The sequence below is a fragment of the Paraburkholderia silviterrae genome (assembly GCF_004353915.1).
Lineage (GTDB): Bacteria > Pseudomonadota > Gammaproteobacteria > Burkholderiales > Burkholderiaceae > Paraburkholderia > Paraburkholderia silviterrae.
The window spans coordinates 126,597-139,775 of the sequence record NZ_SMRP01000015.1 but is presented as its reverse complement, the minus strand read 5'-3'; the positions used below and the strand labels follow the sequence as shown (position 1 = coordinate 139,775).

Here is a 13,179-nt window from a genome sequence, read left to right as displayed (position 1 = left end):
AATGTATTATTTGGGACATTAGATGTCTAAATTGGGACACCGTCATGCAGCGATCCATGCTCACGATCCGAAGCGCGAGCCTGACTGGCTATAGCGATCTCGCACGCCATCTCGGACTCGATCCTGCGCGCATGCTGCGCAGAGTCGGATTGAGTGCACGCGATCTGGTCGATCCGGATGCGCCCATCAGCAGCAATGCGGTCCGTGAGCTGCTGGAAAGCAGCGCTGCGGCGGCAAATGTGGAGGATTTCGGCTTGCGGCTGGCGAGGAGCCGGCGCCTGTCCAACCTGGGTCCCATCAGCGCGGTCATGAGCGAAGCGCCTACGGCCCGAGAGGCGCTAGAGAGCCTGTGCCGGTACATACGCCTGATCAATGCCTCCCTGCTGACCCGCATTGAGGACTATGGCGACGCCGTATTGATCCGCGAGCACATTCTGGTCGACGACAAAAATTCCGTGCGGCAGTCCATCGAGATGGCCGTCGGCGTCCTCTATCGCAGCATCGAGGAGCTGCTGGGGCCGAACTGGCGGCCGCGAAGCGTCTGTTTCGAGCACCGCCCGCCGAATGGCGCGACATGCCATAAGGCCTTCTTCGGCTCCGCAGTCGAATTCAACTCGGACTTCAATGGCATCGTGTGCCACGCAAAGGACCTGGCGGCGTTTCGGCCTGCCAGCGGCTCCCAGATGGCGCTCTATGCACGCCGCTTTCTGGATCAGGCTTTGACGAGCGCGAATGACAGCGACACGCATACCATTCGTCAGGTCATTGCCGCGATGCTGCCCAATGGCCGCTGCACGGCCGACCGGGTGGCGAGACATCTCGGCGTGGATCGCCGTACTTTGCATCGGCGTCTGGCCGCCGAGACCACCTCATTTTCGTCGTTGCTTCAGGATGTCCGGTGCGAGCTCGCCTCGCGACAAATCCGCGATAGCGACCGCTCGCTCGCCGAACTGGCGGATCTGCTCGGCTTTTCCAGTTCAAGCGCTTTTGCCTTCTGGTTCAGGAAACAGTTTGGAAAGACGGTTTCGAAATGGCGGGAAACTCAGTAGGGCTTTAACCGGCGTTTGTACGATAGTATTTTTGCCACGATTCCAAGTCTTTAAGCACACTCTCCGATTAAATGATCGACGCTCGTCAACTCAGATACTTCACCGCCGTGGTCGAGGAGTTGCACTTCGCGCGCGCGGCGGATCGCTTGAATGTCGCCCAGTCGGCCTTGAGCGCCCAGATTCAACGACTCGAACGAGACCTCGGCGTTCGCCTGCTGAACCGCAACAAGCGTCAGCCGGTCACGCTCACGGATGCCGGACGTCTCTTCCATGCCGAAGCCGCAGCCGCATTGCGGCACATCGAACGCGCGGACCAGATCGGCCGGCTGGCGGCCAGAGGCCTGGCGGGCATCGTCCGGATCGGCTACGTAGCGTCGAGCGTGTCCAGCGGCGCGCTAGCCGGCATGCTGCGCGATTTTCGTCCATCGCATCCGAATGTGCGCATCGACGTCGTGCCGATGGAAACGCCACGCCAATTCGAAGCGCTGGCCGGCGGCGAAATCGATGTCGGCATCGTGCGGCCACGGCGCCAATATCCGCTGGGTATTGTGGCCACGATCGTCCACACCGAGCGCCTCATGGTGGCGATGTCCGACACGCATCCACTGGCGATGCGTCGCAAGCTCACTGCGCGCGACCTGAAGGACCAGAGCTTCATTTCGCCTCAATTCGACGAGGACGAAGGATTCGGCGAGGTGCTCTCCGCGTTGGGTGCCGCTGGCGGTTTCTCGGCCTTCCTCGACTATCGCGTCCGGGACTTCATCTCCGGGCTCAGTCTGGCGTGCGCGGGCTACGGCGTCGCTGTGGTGCCCGAATCGATGTCCCACTTCACGCAGCCCGGCCTTTGCTACAAGGCCATCACGGATTTCGAGTTTCCCGTCCACCTCGCGCTGGCAAGCAGACGGCAGGGGCTCTCCCCTGCCGTACGCGCTTTCGTTAGAGCGTCACTCGCACGTTCCAGCGACGCACCGGCTTGATCCTCATCGATCGCCACGATCCCATTCGAATTGCGGATGCGATGTCAAACGACGCCATCCGCCTTCAGTTGCGAGATCCGTTCATCGGACAGCCCGAGCAGCGAATGCAGCACGTCTGTCGTGCCTTCGCCGGGTTGCGGCGGCGCGCGCCGCACCGGCGGGCGCACGCCGTGCGAGCGCTTCGCTCATTGCTGCGCCGCCGACATCAAGTTCAGGTCCACGACCGGGCTTCGTTCAGTAGATTTCGAACAGGGCAGCGGCACCCATGCCGCCGGAAATGCACATCGTGACGACCGCGTACTTCGCGCCACGACGCCGGCCTTCGAGGAGCACGTGCCCCGCAAGGCGCGCGCCCGTCATGCCGAACGGATGGCCGACCGAGATCGCGCCGCCGTTCACGTTCAGCCGCTCCTCGGGAATGCCCAGGCGCTGCTGGCAGTAGATCGCCTGCGAGGCGAATGCCTCGTTGAGTTCCCAGAGGCCGATGTCGTCCATCGTGAGACCGTGGCGGGCGAGCAGCCTGGGCACCGCGAACACGGGGCCGATGCCCATCTCGTCCGGCTCGCAGCCCGCCATTGCGAGGCCGCGGAACGCGCCTAGCGGCGCGATGTTGCTGCGCTCGGCTTGCTTCGCCTCCATCAGTACGCATGCCGAAGCACCGTCCGACAGTTGCGATGCATTGCCCGCCGTGACGAACTTCTCCGTCCCCTTGACCGGCGCCAGCTTCGCAAGCGCTTCATAGGTGGTGCCACGGCGGTTGCAGGTGTCGACATCGATCGTGACCTCGCGCTGGCTCACCTCACCGGTTTGCTTGTCGGTGATGGCCATCGTCGTGGTGACCGGCACGATCTCCTCGACAAAGCGGCCCGCGAGCTGCGCCGCTTCGGTCTTGTTCTGGCTCGCCACCGCAAAGCGGTCTTGCGCTTCCCGGCTGATCCCGTAGCGCTGCGCGACGATGTCGGCGGTATCGATCATCTCCATGTAGAGCGACGGCTTGTGCTCGACGAGCCACGGATCGAGGTCGCTCGCGCGATGCTGGTCCCGGCGGATGCCCGAGATGCTTTCGACGCCGCCCGCGATCATGGCCGGCGCGCCGTCGACGACGATGCGGCCCGCGGCGATCGCAATCGCCTGCAGGCCCGATGCGCAGAAACGGTTGACGGTCGTGCCGGCAATCGAGACCGGCAGCCCGGCCCGGATCACGGCCTGGCGTGCGACGTTGCGGCCGGTGATGCCCTCGGGATAGCCGCAGCCGAGGATCGCATCCTCGATCGATTCGGGATCGATGCCCGAGCGCTCCACCGCGGCGCGCATCGCGAACGAAGCGAGTGCCGGGCCGGGCGTGATGTTGAATTCGCCGCGATGCGCCTTGGTCAGCGGTGTGCGTGCGGTAGAGACAATGACGGCTTCGCGCATAATCAGGAATCCTGAGTGGAAAGTGGGATGAAAGAGGCAAGCGACGTGAAAGCGGCGTGATCGAGGCGCGCAACGTTCGCGCGTCGATCGATGAAATAGAGAATCAGCGGCGATGACCACCGGAACAACAGGAGCGGACGTCCGTCACGACAGCTCGCCTGCCGCATGCCCCGGTGCCGGTCGGTGCATCAAGCAGCTCCGGGTCCATCGTCGTCACGTCTGCCTGTACTGATCCATCGTTCAGCACATTGTCGGGCGCAGCTTATTTCTTGACAATCACATTGCGGATTGACGGACTGTTAATAGAGGCTTGACAGTGTGGCGGCGCGATGCGCGATTGCCGGTGCTGGCCGCCCTGTCACCGAATTCGCCTTGCGTTCGATTGCGCCGGGCGAGCGCGTCAGGTCCAGGTTTGGGCCAGTTCGAGGACCTTGTCGTGGAGGAAGTCGATCAGCGCTTGCGTGGCGGGCGACGGATAGCGGTTGGGCAACGTGACGATGTACAGCGTGCTTTGCCGGCCGACGACGCGCCAGGGCTGCAAAACCGGCAGCAAATCCCGGTTCATCGGCAGGCGGATCACATAGTCCGGCAGCACGCCGATCCCCATGCCCTCGCGCACCGCCTCCGCAAGGAACGGGTAGTCCGACGATTCCAGCGCGGGCGGGACCGTGATCGTGTGGATGTCCTCGGCATCCTCCCGGTGCACGAGTTCGATCGGCACACGCCGGCCGCCATACGGCGCGCAGATGAGCGCGTGTTTTTCGAGGTCGGCCGGGCGCTCGATCGGACCCTGCTCGCGCAGATAATCGGCCGACGCGCACAGGCTCCAGTCGAACGCGCAGATCTTGCGCGCGACGCAGTCCAGCGGCGGCGTCGAGGTAATCCTGAGCGCCACATCCACCTCGGCGGCGATCATGTCTTCGATCGCGTTGTTGAACGTGACAGTGAGCGCGATGCCCGGATTCGCCCGCGCGAATTCAAGCAACTTCGCACCGGCGAACAGCCTGCCAAAGCCGGTCGGCACGCTGATTCGCACCCGGCCGCGCAATGTCCGGCCGAGGCTGTCGATCGACGCGCGGGCCGTGCCCAGCTCGTCCATGATGCGCTGGCCGGAGTCATACAGCGTGCTCCCGGCCTGCGTCAGTTCAAAGCTGCGCGTCGAGCGGCGCAGCAGTTGGGCGCCCGTTTCGCGCTCCAGCAATTTCAGCCGCTGGCTCACGTTCGCGCGCGTCATGCCGAGCTTTCGTGCGGCCGCGCTGAGGCTGCGCGCTTCCACGATCTCGACGAACAGCCCAATCAGGTTCAGGTCCATGGACAGGTATGCGGGTTTTGTCATCCGGATTACAGCGAGACATAATGGCGGCCATGCAACATGTCGACAAACTGATACGCAGTGCCAGCCTGAACGGCTACGTCGAACTGGTCGAGTCGCTCGGGCGCGATCCCTACGCGTTCCTGCGCGCGGTCGGCATATCGGCACGCGTGCTCGATAATCCCGAGGCGCTCATCCCCAGCCACACCGTGCGCGAACTGCTCGAGGTCAGCGCGCGCGACACCGGCGTGGAGGATTTCGCGCTGCGTCTCGCGGCGCGGCGCACGCTTTCCAACCTCGGGCCGATCTCGCTGGTGCTCAAGGAAGAGCCGACCCCGCGGCAGGCGCTCGATACCCTGTGCCGCTACGAGAAGCTGCTGAGCGCCACGCTGATCACGCGCATCGAGGACGCCGGCCAGGTCGTCGTGATCCGCGAGGAGCTGCTGCCGCGAGCCGGCCTCGGCACACGTCAGGCGATGGAGCTCGCGGTCGGCGTGAAAATGCGCATCCTGCGCGAACTGATCGGCCCGCAATGGCGGCCGCGGCAGGTTTGCTTCACGCACCGCCCGCCAGCCGACATGGCGTCTTACCGGACCTTCTTCGGCCGCAATCCGATGTTCAACCAGCCATTCAACGGCCTCGTCTGCGCGGCGGCCGACCTCTCGATGCCGCGCACGCGCGACGATCCGGGGGCCGCGTATTTCGCGCGGGATTATCTGGAGACCGCGTTGCGCCGCCGTGGCGAAAGCGTGCGCGACGCATGCCGGGAAGTGATCCTCGCCCTGCTCCCCGGCGGACGATGCACGGCGCAACTGGTCGCACGGCATCTGCGCATCGATCGCCGCACGCTGCACCGTCACCTCAGCGAAGAAGGCCTGACGTTCTCGGCCATGCTCAACCAGGTGCGCCTGGAACTGGCGATGCGCCACTTGCTCGAGAGCGACATGCCGGGCGGCGAGGTGGCCGTGCTGCTGGGCTTTTCCGCTCACAGCAGTTTCAGCCACTGGTTCCGTGCCGCCGTCGGCTGCAGCGTCTCGGACTGGCGCAAGCAATCGGCCGGCCAGAGCGCACCGGCCGGGTGACAGGCTCCCAGGGCCTGTTCACGCTAGTAACAGGCGTGATCAGGCCGTCTTGCGCAGGAAGCCCTGGGTGCCGCCGTTGCGGTTCGGTGCGAAGCCGTTCGCCTGCAGCGATTCCTCGACCGTGTCGTAGAACACGCCAATCTTGCTGATCTCGCGCGCCTCTTTCGCGGTCGCGATGTCGCGGCCGAACTCGCGCGAGATGCGCACGAGTTGCTCGATCTGCTTCACGGTGCTCATCTTTTCGGTGCGCTTCTGGTTCCACAGGCAGTCTTCCGTGCCGCAGCGCACGTGCAGGCCCATCGCAATGCCCATCATGTTGACCGGCAGCACGTTGCGCACGTTGCTCTCCACCGTGACCACCGCGCCGTCGGGCACCGAGCGGATGAAGTTGCCGAGGCTGTAGATGTTCGGCGTATCCATGCCGCCGGCGATCGCCACCCAGTTCATGACCAGCGGGCCCTTGTAGAAGCCGCGGCGCATCAGCCGCTCCACCGACTCGAAGCTGTTGAGGTTGTAGCACTGGAACGCGCTCTGGATGCCCTTGGCCGTAAGGCGGCGCACGTGCTCCTCGACCCAGCCCGGCTGCGCGGGCACGGTCATTTCCTTGTACGCGTTAAAGAGCGTCGGATTCTCGCGCGAGGTGCCCTTGAAGTCCGCGTCTTCCGCCTGATCGGTGACGTTCATCTGGGACGTGTTGACCGTCACCGTCACCTGGTCCGGCGTGGGTTCGAGCTCGGCCAGCATGTGACGGGTGTCGTCGGAGAGCCACTTCGCCGCCTGGCCTTCGTTCTCGGGCGCGAACGAGATCGAGCCGCCCACCTGAATGATCATCTCCGGCACCGCCTTGCGCACGCCGGCAATCAGTTCGTTGAACTTGGACAGGCGCTTGCTGCCCTTGCCGTCCAGCTCGCGCACGTGGAGGTGCAGCACCGTGGCGCCCGCGTTATAGCAGTCCACCGCCTTCTGGATCTGCGCTTCCATGGTGACCGGGATGTCCTCGGGGAAGTCGCTGGGCAACCAGCCCGGTGCATAGGGCGCGGCCGTGATAATCAGGGGCTGCTGGTTCTCGGGGAAGAGGTGGCCGTCGAGAAAATTCATGATGCGTCTCCAGGGGGAGTGGCTGCTGTCGATTCAGCAGGAGCGGTCGTCGACGAGGCCGGCGCGCCGTCTTGCACGGCGCGTCAGGCTTCGATCCATGCCCACCAGTATCCGGAGTCGCTGCGATCCCCGCTTGCTTATCTGGGACAGTCGCTTGCTTTGTTGGGACATGCCCTGGCGCTTTGCCGGGACACGCCCGGGCGGCGCAACGGTGCCGTCCGTGTCCTCATGCGAGCGCATCACGGGTGATCTCGTCGACCGAACGCGTGCCGAGCATCGCCATGTTCCTGTCGACTTCGTCCCGCAGGAGGCCGATCGCATGCCGCACGCCCGCTGCGCCGCCAACGGCCGCGGCATACATGAACGGGCGCCCGACGAACACGAAACGGGCGCCCAGCGCGAGCGCCTTCAGCACATCGGCGCCACGCCGCACGCCGCTATCCATCATCACGACCAAATCGTTGCCGACCGCATCGCAGATCTCCGGCAGCACCTGCAAGGGTTCGACCGCGCCATCGAGCTGGCGTCCGCCGTGGTTCGAGACGATGATGCCGTCCGCGCCGATGGACGCCGCACGCCGCGCGTCGTCGACGTGCAGGATGCCCTTGATCACCAGGTTCCCGCGCCAGCGCTCGCGAATCCGGGCGATGTCCGCCCAGGAGAGGTGGTCACGGCCCGTGGTGTCGCGGATCGCCGAAGCCGACAGCATCGGCGCGCCCCGCGTCGCGAACGAGTTCTCGAAGTGAGGCATCCCGTGGTTGATCAACGTGCGCAGGAACGTGCCGCAAAGCCACCGGGGCCGCACGAGGCCGTCCATCGCCAGGCGCAGCGACGGGCGCAGCGGCAACGAGAAGCCGGTGCGGACGTTGTTCTCGCGGTTCGCCCATACGGGTATGTCGACCGTGATCACGAGGGTCGCGAAGCCGGCGGATTCGACCCGCTCGATCAGCGCGTCGCGGCGTGTGGCGTCGCCTGGCAGATAGGCCTGGAACCATGTGTCCGGCGCGGCCGCGCGAACGGTCTCCATCGGGATCAGCGAGGTGCCGCTCATGATCGCGGGGATGTTCTCGCCCTGCGCGGCCTCGGCCAGCGCGATGTCGCCCCGGTATGCGGAGATCGCGCTGATCCCGACCGGCGCGATCCCGAACGGCGACGCGTAGCGGTGGCCGAAGATCGTCGTTTGCTGCGACCGTCGCGCGACGTCGACCAGCACCCTCGGCCGGAATTTCAGGCGCTCGAACGCGGTTCGGTTCGCCGCGCGGGACAACTCGTCCTCGGCGGCGCCGGAAATGTAGCCGAACAGCGGGCGCGGCAGGAAGCCCCGCGCCGCCGCCTCGAAGTCGGCCAATGAAAGAATCTTGCGAAGCCGTGCCGGAGCATCCTGCTTCATGCCGTACGCGGCCTGGCTGCTCTGCCCGGCACGCGGGAGCGGCTGGACGTCGGCGGCGCCGAGGGGTTCTTTCATCTGTCTCTCCACAATCTGATGCTTCAAAAGGCCGACCACCCGGGCCCGGCACGCTGGCAGCCTGCCGGATCGGGCGACGGCGCCGTCATTGTACGAACGTGCCTCGCTGCCGCATCAATTCGCGGAAGAGCGCTTCGTCGCGTTCGAACGGCGCGCGGCCGTGGACATAGAAATAATTGTTCAGGACGACGAGATCCCCGGCCGGCAGGGCGACTTCCTTCGTGCCCGCCGAAGCTTCCATCGACGCCGAAAGTTCATACAGCCAGGCGGCCTCTTCCCGGTTGGCGGGCTGCACGAACTGGTCGATGAACGACAGCGACAAACCGAATTCGCTTTGAAAGAACACGGGGCGCTCGACCCTCTCGCTGACGTTCTTGGAGCCCGGCGCCTTGTACAGGAAGGGCCTCGTGGCGAACTTGTGGTTCACGAAGCGCTCGCGCTCGTCCCAGTCATCGAGATGCAGGAAGCGCGACTCGCCGCCGACCGCGTTGCGCTCGGCAAACTTCATCATCAGCAGCCAGTCGGTCGCCTCGGTGACGAACGTGCCGTCGGTGTGCATCGTGAACAGACGATAGGCCTGGCGCAGATAGGAGTCGCTATCGTCGGTATGCCTGACCACGAAGCGCGCGTAATAGGTGCCCGACATCGAGTCGTGGTTGCTGGGCCCAAGGATGTGGCCGATCGCCGTACCAAACTTGACGTAGTCCGAATCGACCTGCGAGAGGCCCTGAAGACCGATGGTGAAACCGCCGTGGTTGCGGTCCTTGACCAGGTCGACCAGGGTTCGCGCGAACGCATTGCCGACGCGCTTGATCAGCAAGTCGGCCAGGTGATAGCGCATGTACGGCACGTACTCGAGATTCTGGACGTCGATATTGCGGGCGTCTTTCAGAAATTGGGCAAGCGCGTCGCGCTCAGCGCTCACGTGGACGATGCGATGATGGTCCGGATGCGGCGACAGGCGAAACGACGACTGGCGCGTGGCGGGAAGCGTGTCGGCGAGCATGAGTTCCATGGTGTTCTCCGTTGAGACGAATGACTCCATTTCAGCGTGCTTTTTTGATAGCATCCAGAGGCATAGAGCGAATGTTTATGCGTAAATTGCGATTAAACGATCGATGCCCGTTAGCTGAGGGACTTCATGGGGTGGTGGAGGACCTGCACTCGCCAGAGCAGCGGATCGACGTCGTCATGGCGCTGACGTGAGCACGTTCAGGCAAGTTTTTCTGTTACGCCAGCGCGTCGAAGAGTGCTTTGGCCTCTTGCCAGTCGGCCGTGTCAAAGCCCTCCTCGAAGGCGAACAGGATCGCAGAAAGTCTCTGCCGGGCAGGCTCCTTGTGCCCCCGGTCTCTTTGCAGCCGTGCGAAACTCGACGCCGCGCGCAATTCGAGCGACCTTGCGCCTTGCGCGCTTGCAATCGAAATGGCGTCGAGGAAGCAGGCCTCTGCCCCCTGGTAGTACGAAGCCTCGGTGGACGGCTCGCGTGCAAGCTGTAAAAGCAGTTCGCCTTTGAGCCGATGCAATTCGGCGAGGTAATACCGTTCCCTCGTCCGATTGGCGATCGTCAATGCTTCAGTCAGCGTCTCCAGCGCCGCCGGCGCTTGCCCCGCTTTGATGTATGCCTGGGCGAGCAGCGCCAGCTGGTAAGGGCGTGTCAGCTCCGCGCCCGTGGCCTGGCAAGCGCTCAGGCCACGGCGGATCTGCTCGATGCCTTCCGCCGCGCCGCCCTGGTCAGCCAGCGCCCAGCCCTGCACGATGTCTCCCCATGCCGACCAGAATGGAAACCCTTGCTCGCGCGAAAGCGTCATGGCCGCTTGCGCGAACTCCCCTGCGAGTTGCGCCTCACGTCGGCACTGGTGCACTTCGGCGGCAAGAGCAAGGGCGAGCGCCATGCTATAGGGGTTGGACAGCTTGCGTGCCAACGTCAATGCTTCCTGGACGCGCCTGGCGGCCTGGTCGGGATAGCCGAGGTACCACAGGGTCCGGGCCGCAGCGACGAGTCCGTGCACCACGGGGTCTTGTCCAAGGAGAAAGGTCGTGGCGCTATGGTGTTCACGGTCAATGGCGGCAAGCCCGCGCTCCAGATGGGCCCGTGCCTTGACCGGGTCGCCGAGATGGAACGAACTGGCACCCAGGACGAAACTGGCCTGCCCCAGCAGCTCCGGGTCCCGCGCACGCTCGGCCAGACTAAGCAGTCCTTCACTGAGCTCGCAGGCAGTCTGATGCTCTGCACGCATGGAATAAAACGTGCGCAAACCCAACTTGGCCTGAAATATCTGCCGGGTTTCTCCGCCCTGCTCGCACAGCGCAAGCGCCCGGCTAAAAGTCGCTTGCACCTCGGAGGACGCGTAACCTTGCGCCGCAATCAAGGCCGGACCGAGCGCAATGCGCAACGCCAGTTCCTGGCCCGCGCGCTCGGGCGTATCGGGCAGCCGCTTGAGTAGTTCGAGCGCACGATTCAAATGTGGAATGGCTTCCAGATGTGCCGATCGCTCGAGCGCCTGGCTCCCGGCGCTGAGGAGATATTCCACCGCCTTGGGAAGGTTGCCACTCAAGCTATAGTGATGGGCCAGATCGCTGCAATGGCTGTCCAGTTGCGGGCGATACAGCACCTCGATCGCTTGCGCGGTTCGCTCGTGCAGCGCGCTACGCTGCTCAGTCAACAACGCTTGGCCTGCCACTTCCTGCGTGAGCGAATGCTTGAAGGCGTACTCGACCTCTGGAAACGCTGGCCGCTCGTAAATGAAATCGCTGGCTTGAAGTTTGGCCAGCAGATAGCGCAGGCGATCTTCCGGCTGCCCTGCGACGTGCCGCACGAGGCTCCACGTAAACTCCGTGCCGATCACGGCGAGCGTTTGCAATAGCGCCTTCTCCGCAGGATCGAGGCGATCCACGCGAGCGGCGAGCACACCCTTCACGGTGGTCGGGATCTGGATGGTGTCGGGTGCCGCTTCGATGCGGTATCGTCCGGGCTCGCCTAGCAGGACTTTTTCCTCGACGAGCGTCTGGACCACCTCTTCAATGAAGAACGGGTTCCCGTCGGTTTTATCCAGAATCAACTGCTTGAGACGCGCAAGCGCGCCGTCTGCGCCCAACAATGTGACGAGCAGTGCTTCGGATTCGACCTGCCCCAGAGGATCGAGACGCAACTGCGTGTAATCGCCCTTGTGACTCCAGCCCGGCCGATACTCCGGCCGGAAATTCAGCAGCAACAGTATCCTGGCGTCGGGCACGCGCTCGATGAGCGCATTGAGAAACGCCTCGGTTTCGCGGTCCAGCCACTGCAGGTCATCGAACAGCACCTGCACGGGCTGATTGACGCTTTCGCGCACCAGCAGGCGCGTGATCGCTTCGAAGGTGCGCTCCCGCCGGATTTGAGGATCCATGGCAAGCAGGGCCGACTCCTGCTCCTCCATGCCGAGGAGATACAGCACATAGGGCAGAAGCTCCTCGAGCGTGCGGTCGAGCGTCAGCACTTTGCCGATGACCTTCTCGCGGCAGGTGCGCTCGTCGTCGCGGGGGGTGATCTGGAAGTAGTTCTTCAGCAACTCGATCAGCGGTAAATAGGCAAAGGCCTTGCCGTGCGAGACAGAGAACGTTTCGAGCGCCAGTGCGCTGCCCGGTTGCGTGCGGACCTTGAACTCAAGGAAAAGCCGCGATTTACCGACCCCGGCCTCCCCTACCACGCCGACGATCTGCCCGTGCCCGGCGCGCGCACGCCCCCAGGACGATTCCAGTTCGGACAGTTCCGGGTCGCGACCGACGAAGCGAGCCAATCCCCGGTGCGCCGCCACTTGCAGACGCGTGCGCAATGGCCCGGGGCCGACGACTTCATAGACGAGGAGCGGGTCCTGCAGGCCCTTGACGCGGGTGGTCCCCAGCGCCTTGAACACAAAATAGCCCTCGGTCAGCTTATGGGTGGACTCGCTCACCAGTGTCGTCGCAGGCGTAGCGGTACTTTCCATGCGCGATGCGATATGGACCGTGTGCCCCACGGGATCGTAGTCGGCATGCAAGTCGTCCTTGCGGATCGAGCGCACGACGACCTCGCCGGTATGAATGCCGACCCGAATCTGCAGCGCGATGCCGAATTCCAGTCGCACGCGATCGCTGTGGTGACGCATCGCTTCCTGCATGCGCAGCGCAGCGTAGACGGCTCGTTGAGCATGGTCCTCGTGGGCCAGCGGGGCGCCGAACAGGGCCAGGATGCCGTCGCCGAGGGACTTGGCAACGTAGCCCTCGTAGTGGTGTACCGCCTCCATCATGAGCGCGATCACGGGGTCGATCAGACGCTGGGCATCCTCGGGGTCGAGGTCGCGGATCAACGCGGTCGAGCCCGCCATGTCGGCAAAGAGCGCGGTGATCGTCTTGCGTTCGCCGGGCGTCGAGCCCCGGGCTTCCATGGTCGCCTGCTCGGCCAGGATCCGCTCGACCAGGTGCCGAGGCGTGTATTGAATAGGGACGGATGTGCTGGCCTGCTCCGTGGGGCCCAGCAGGGATGCAGCATTCATTGATGCGCCACATCCGGCACAGAACTTTGCGGTACGCGTCGACACGCGACCGCATACCGGGCAGACCGGGGGCAAACCGGCTCCGCATTCCTCACAGAAGTTTGCGTCCGCCGGATTCTCGAAGCCGCAAGTCGTGCAGCGCATACCGCCTCTCGGGTCTCTCGGGCATGGTTCATTACACGCCGATTCAATGCCTGAGACAAGCCGAAAGGCGGGCGGGCAGCGCCCTAGCAGATTCGGATTTCCGTCCAGTCGGAAGCCCGCATCGC

The 13,179-nt window shown here is 64.4% G+C and carries 9 protein-coding genes; 3 read left to right on the top strand and 6 right to left on the bottom strand.

Annotation, left to right across the window (positions count from 1 at the left end):
• Positions 1-56 precede the first annotated feature (56 nt).
• Both EYW47_RS25835 and EYW47_RS25830 read left to right on the top strand, forming a co-directional pair.
• Entirely contained in the window at positions 57-1,049 is a 993-nt protein-coding gene (locus EYW47_RS25835) for an AraC family transcriptional regulator (protein WP_240763920.1), read from the top strand.
• 71 nt (positions 1,050-1,120) lie between these two features.
• Entirely contained in the window at positions 1,121-2,026 is a 906-nt protein-coding gene (locus tag EYW47_RS25830) for a LysR family transcriptional regulator (protein ID WP_133197672.1), read from the top strand.
• Positions 2,027-2,260: 234 nt separating this feature from the next.
• Here EYW47_RS25830 and EYW47_RS25820 read toward each other — a convergent pair whose 3' ends face one another.
• Positions 2,261-3,442 carry an acetyl-CoA C-acyltransferase gene (locus EYW47_RS25820; protein WP_133197671.1) on the bottom strand — a complete coding sequence of 394 codons (1,182 nt, stop codon included), beginning with the start codon at positions 3,440-3,442 and terminating at the stop codon, positions 2,261-2,263.
• Positions 3,443-3,842: 400 nt separating this feature from the next.
• Positions 3,843-4,754, bottom strand: a complete 912-nt coding sequence (locus tag EYW47_RS25815) for a LysR family transcriptional regulator (RefSeq protein ID WP_133197670.1) — start codon at positions 4,752-4,754, stop codon at positions 3,843-3,845.
• A 53-nt stretch (positions 4,755-4,807) separates the two neighbouring features.
• On the opposite strand from EYW47_RS25815, the gene EYW47_RS25810 reads away from it, so the two are divergent.
• Positions 4,808-5,836: an AraC family transcriptional regulator gene (locus EYW47_RS25810; RefSeq protein ID WP_133197669.1), complete on the top strand. Its 1,029-nt coding sequence runs from the start codon at positions 4,808-4,810 to the stop codon at positions 5,834-5,836.
• Positions 5,837-5,875: 39 nt separating this feature from the next.
• Here the strand turns inward: EYW47_RS25810 and EYW47_RS25805 are convergent, their stop codons facing one another.
• The 4 genes from EYW47_RS25805 to EYW47_RS25790 all read right to left on the bottom strand — a co-directional run bounded on the left by EYW47_RS25805 (position 5,876) and on the right by EYW47_RS25790 (position 13,054).
• Positions 5,876-6,934 carry a beta-keto acid cleavage family enzyme gene (locus EYW47_RS25805; RefSeq protein WP_133197668.1) on the bottom strand — a complete coding sequence of 353 codons (1,059 nt, stop codon included), beginning with the start codon at positions 6,932-6,934 and terminating at the stop codon, positions 5,876-5,878.
• 226 nt (positions 6,935-7,160) lie between these two features.
• Positions 7,161-8,399 (bottom strand): alpha-hydroxy acid oxidase, encoded by a 1,239-nt coding sequence (locus EYW47_RS25800; protein WP_133197667.1) that lies wholly within the window; start codon positions 8,397-8,399, stop codon positions 7,161-7,163.
• Positions 8,400-8,484: 85 nt separating this feature from the next.
• Entirely contained in the window at positions 8,485-9,414 is a 930-nt protein-coding gene (gene glaH / locus EYW47_RS25795; RefSeq protein WP_240763919.1) for a glutarate dioxygenase GlaH, read from the bottom strand.
• Positions 9,415-9,628: 214 nt separating this feature from the next.
• Positions 9,629-13,054 (bottom strand): adenylate/guanylate cyclase domain-containing protein, encoded by a 3,426-nt coding sequence (locus EYW47_RS25790; RefSeq protein ID WP_133197666.1) that lies wholly within the window; start codon positions 13,052-13,054, stop codon positions 9,629-9,631.
• Positions 13,055-13,179 lie beyond the last annotated feature (125 nt).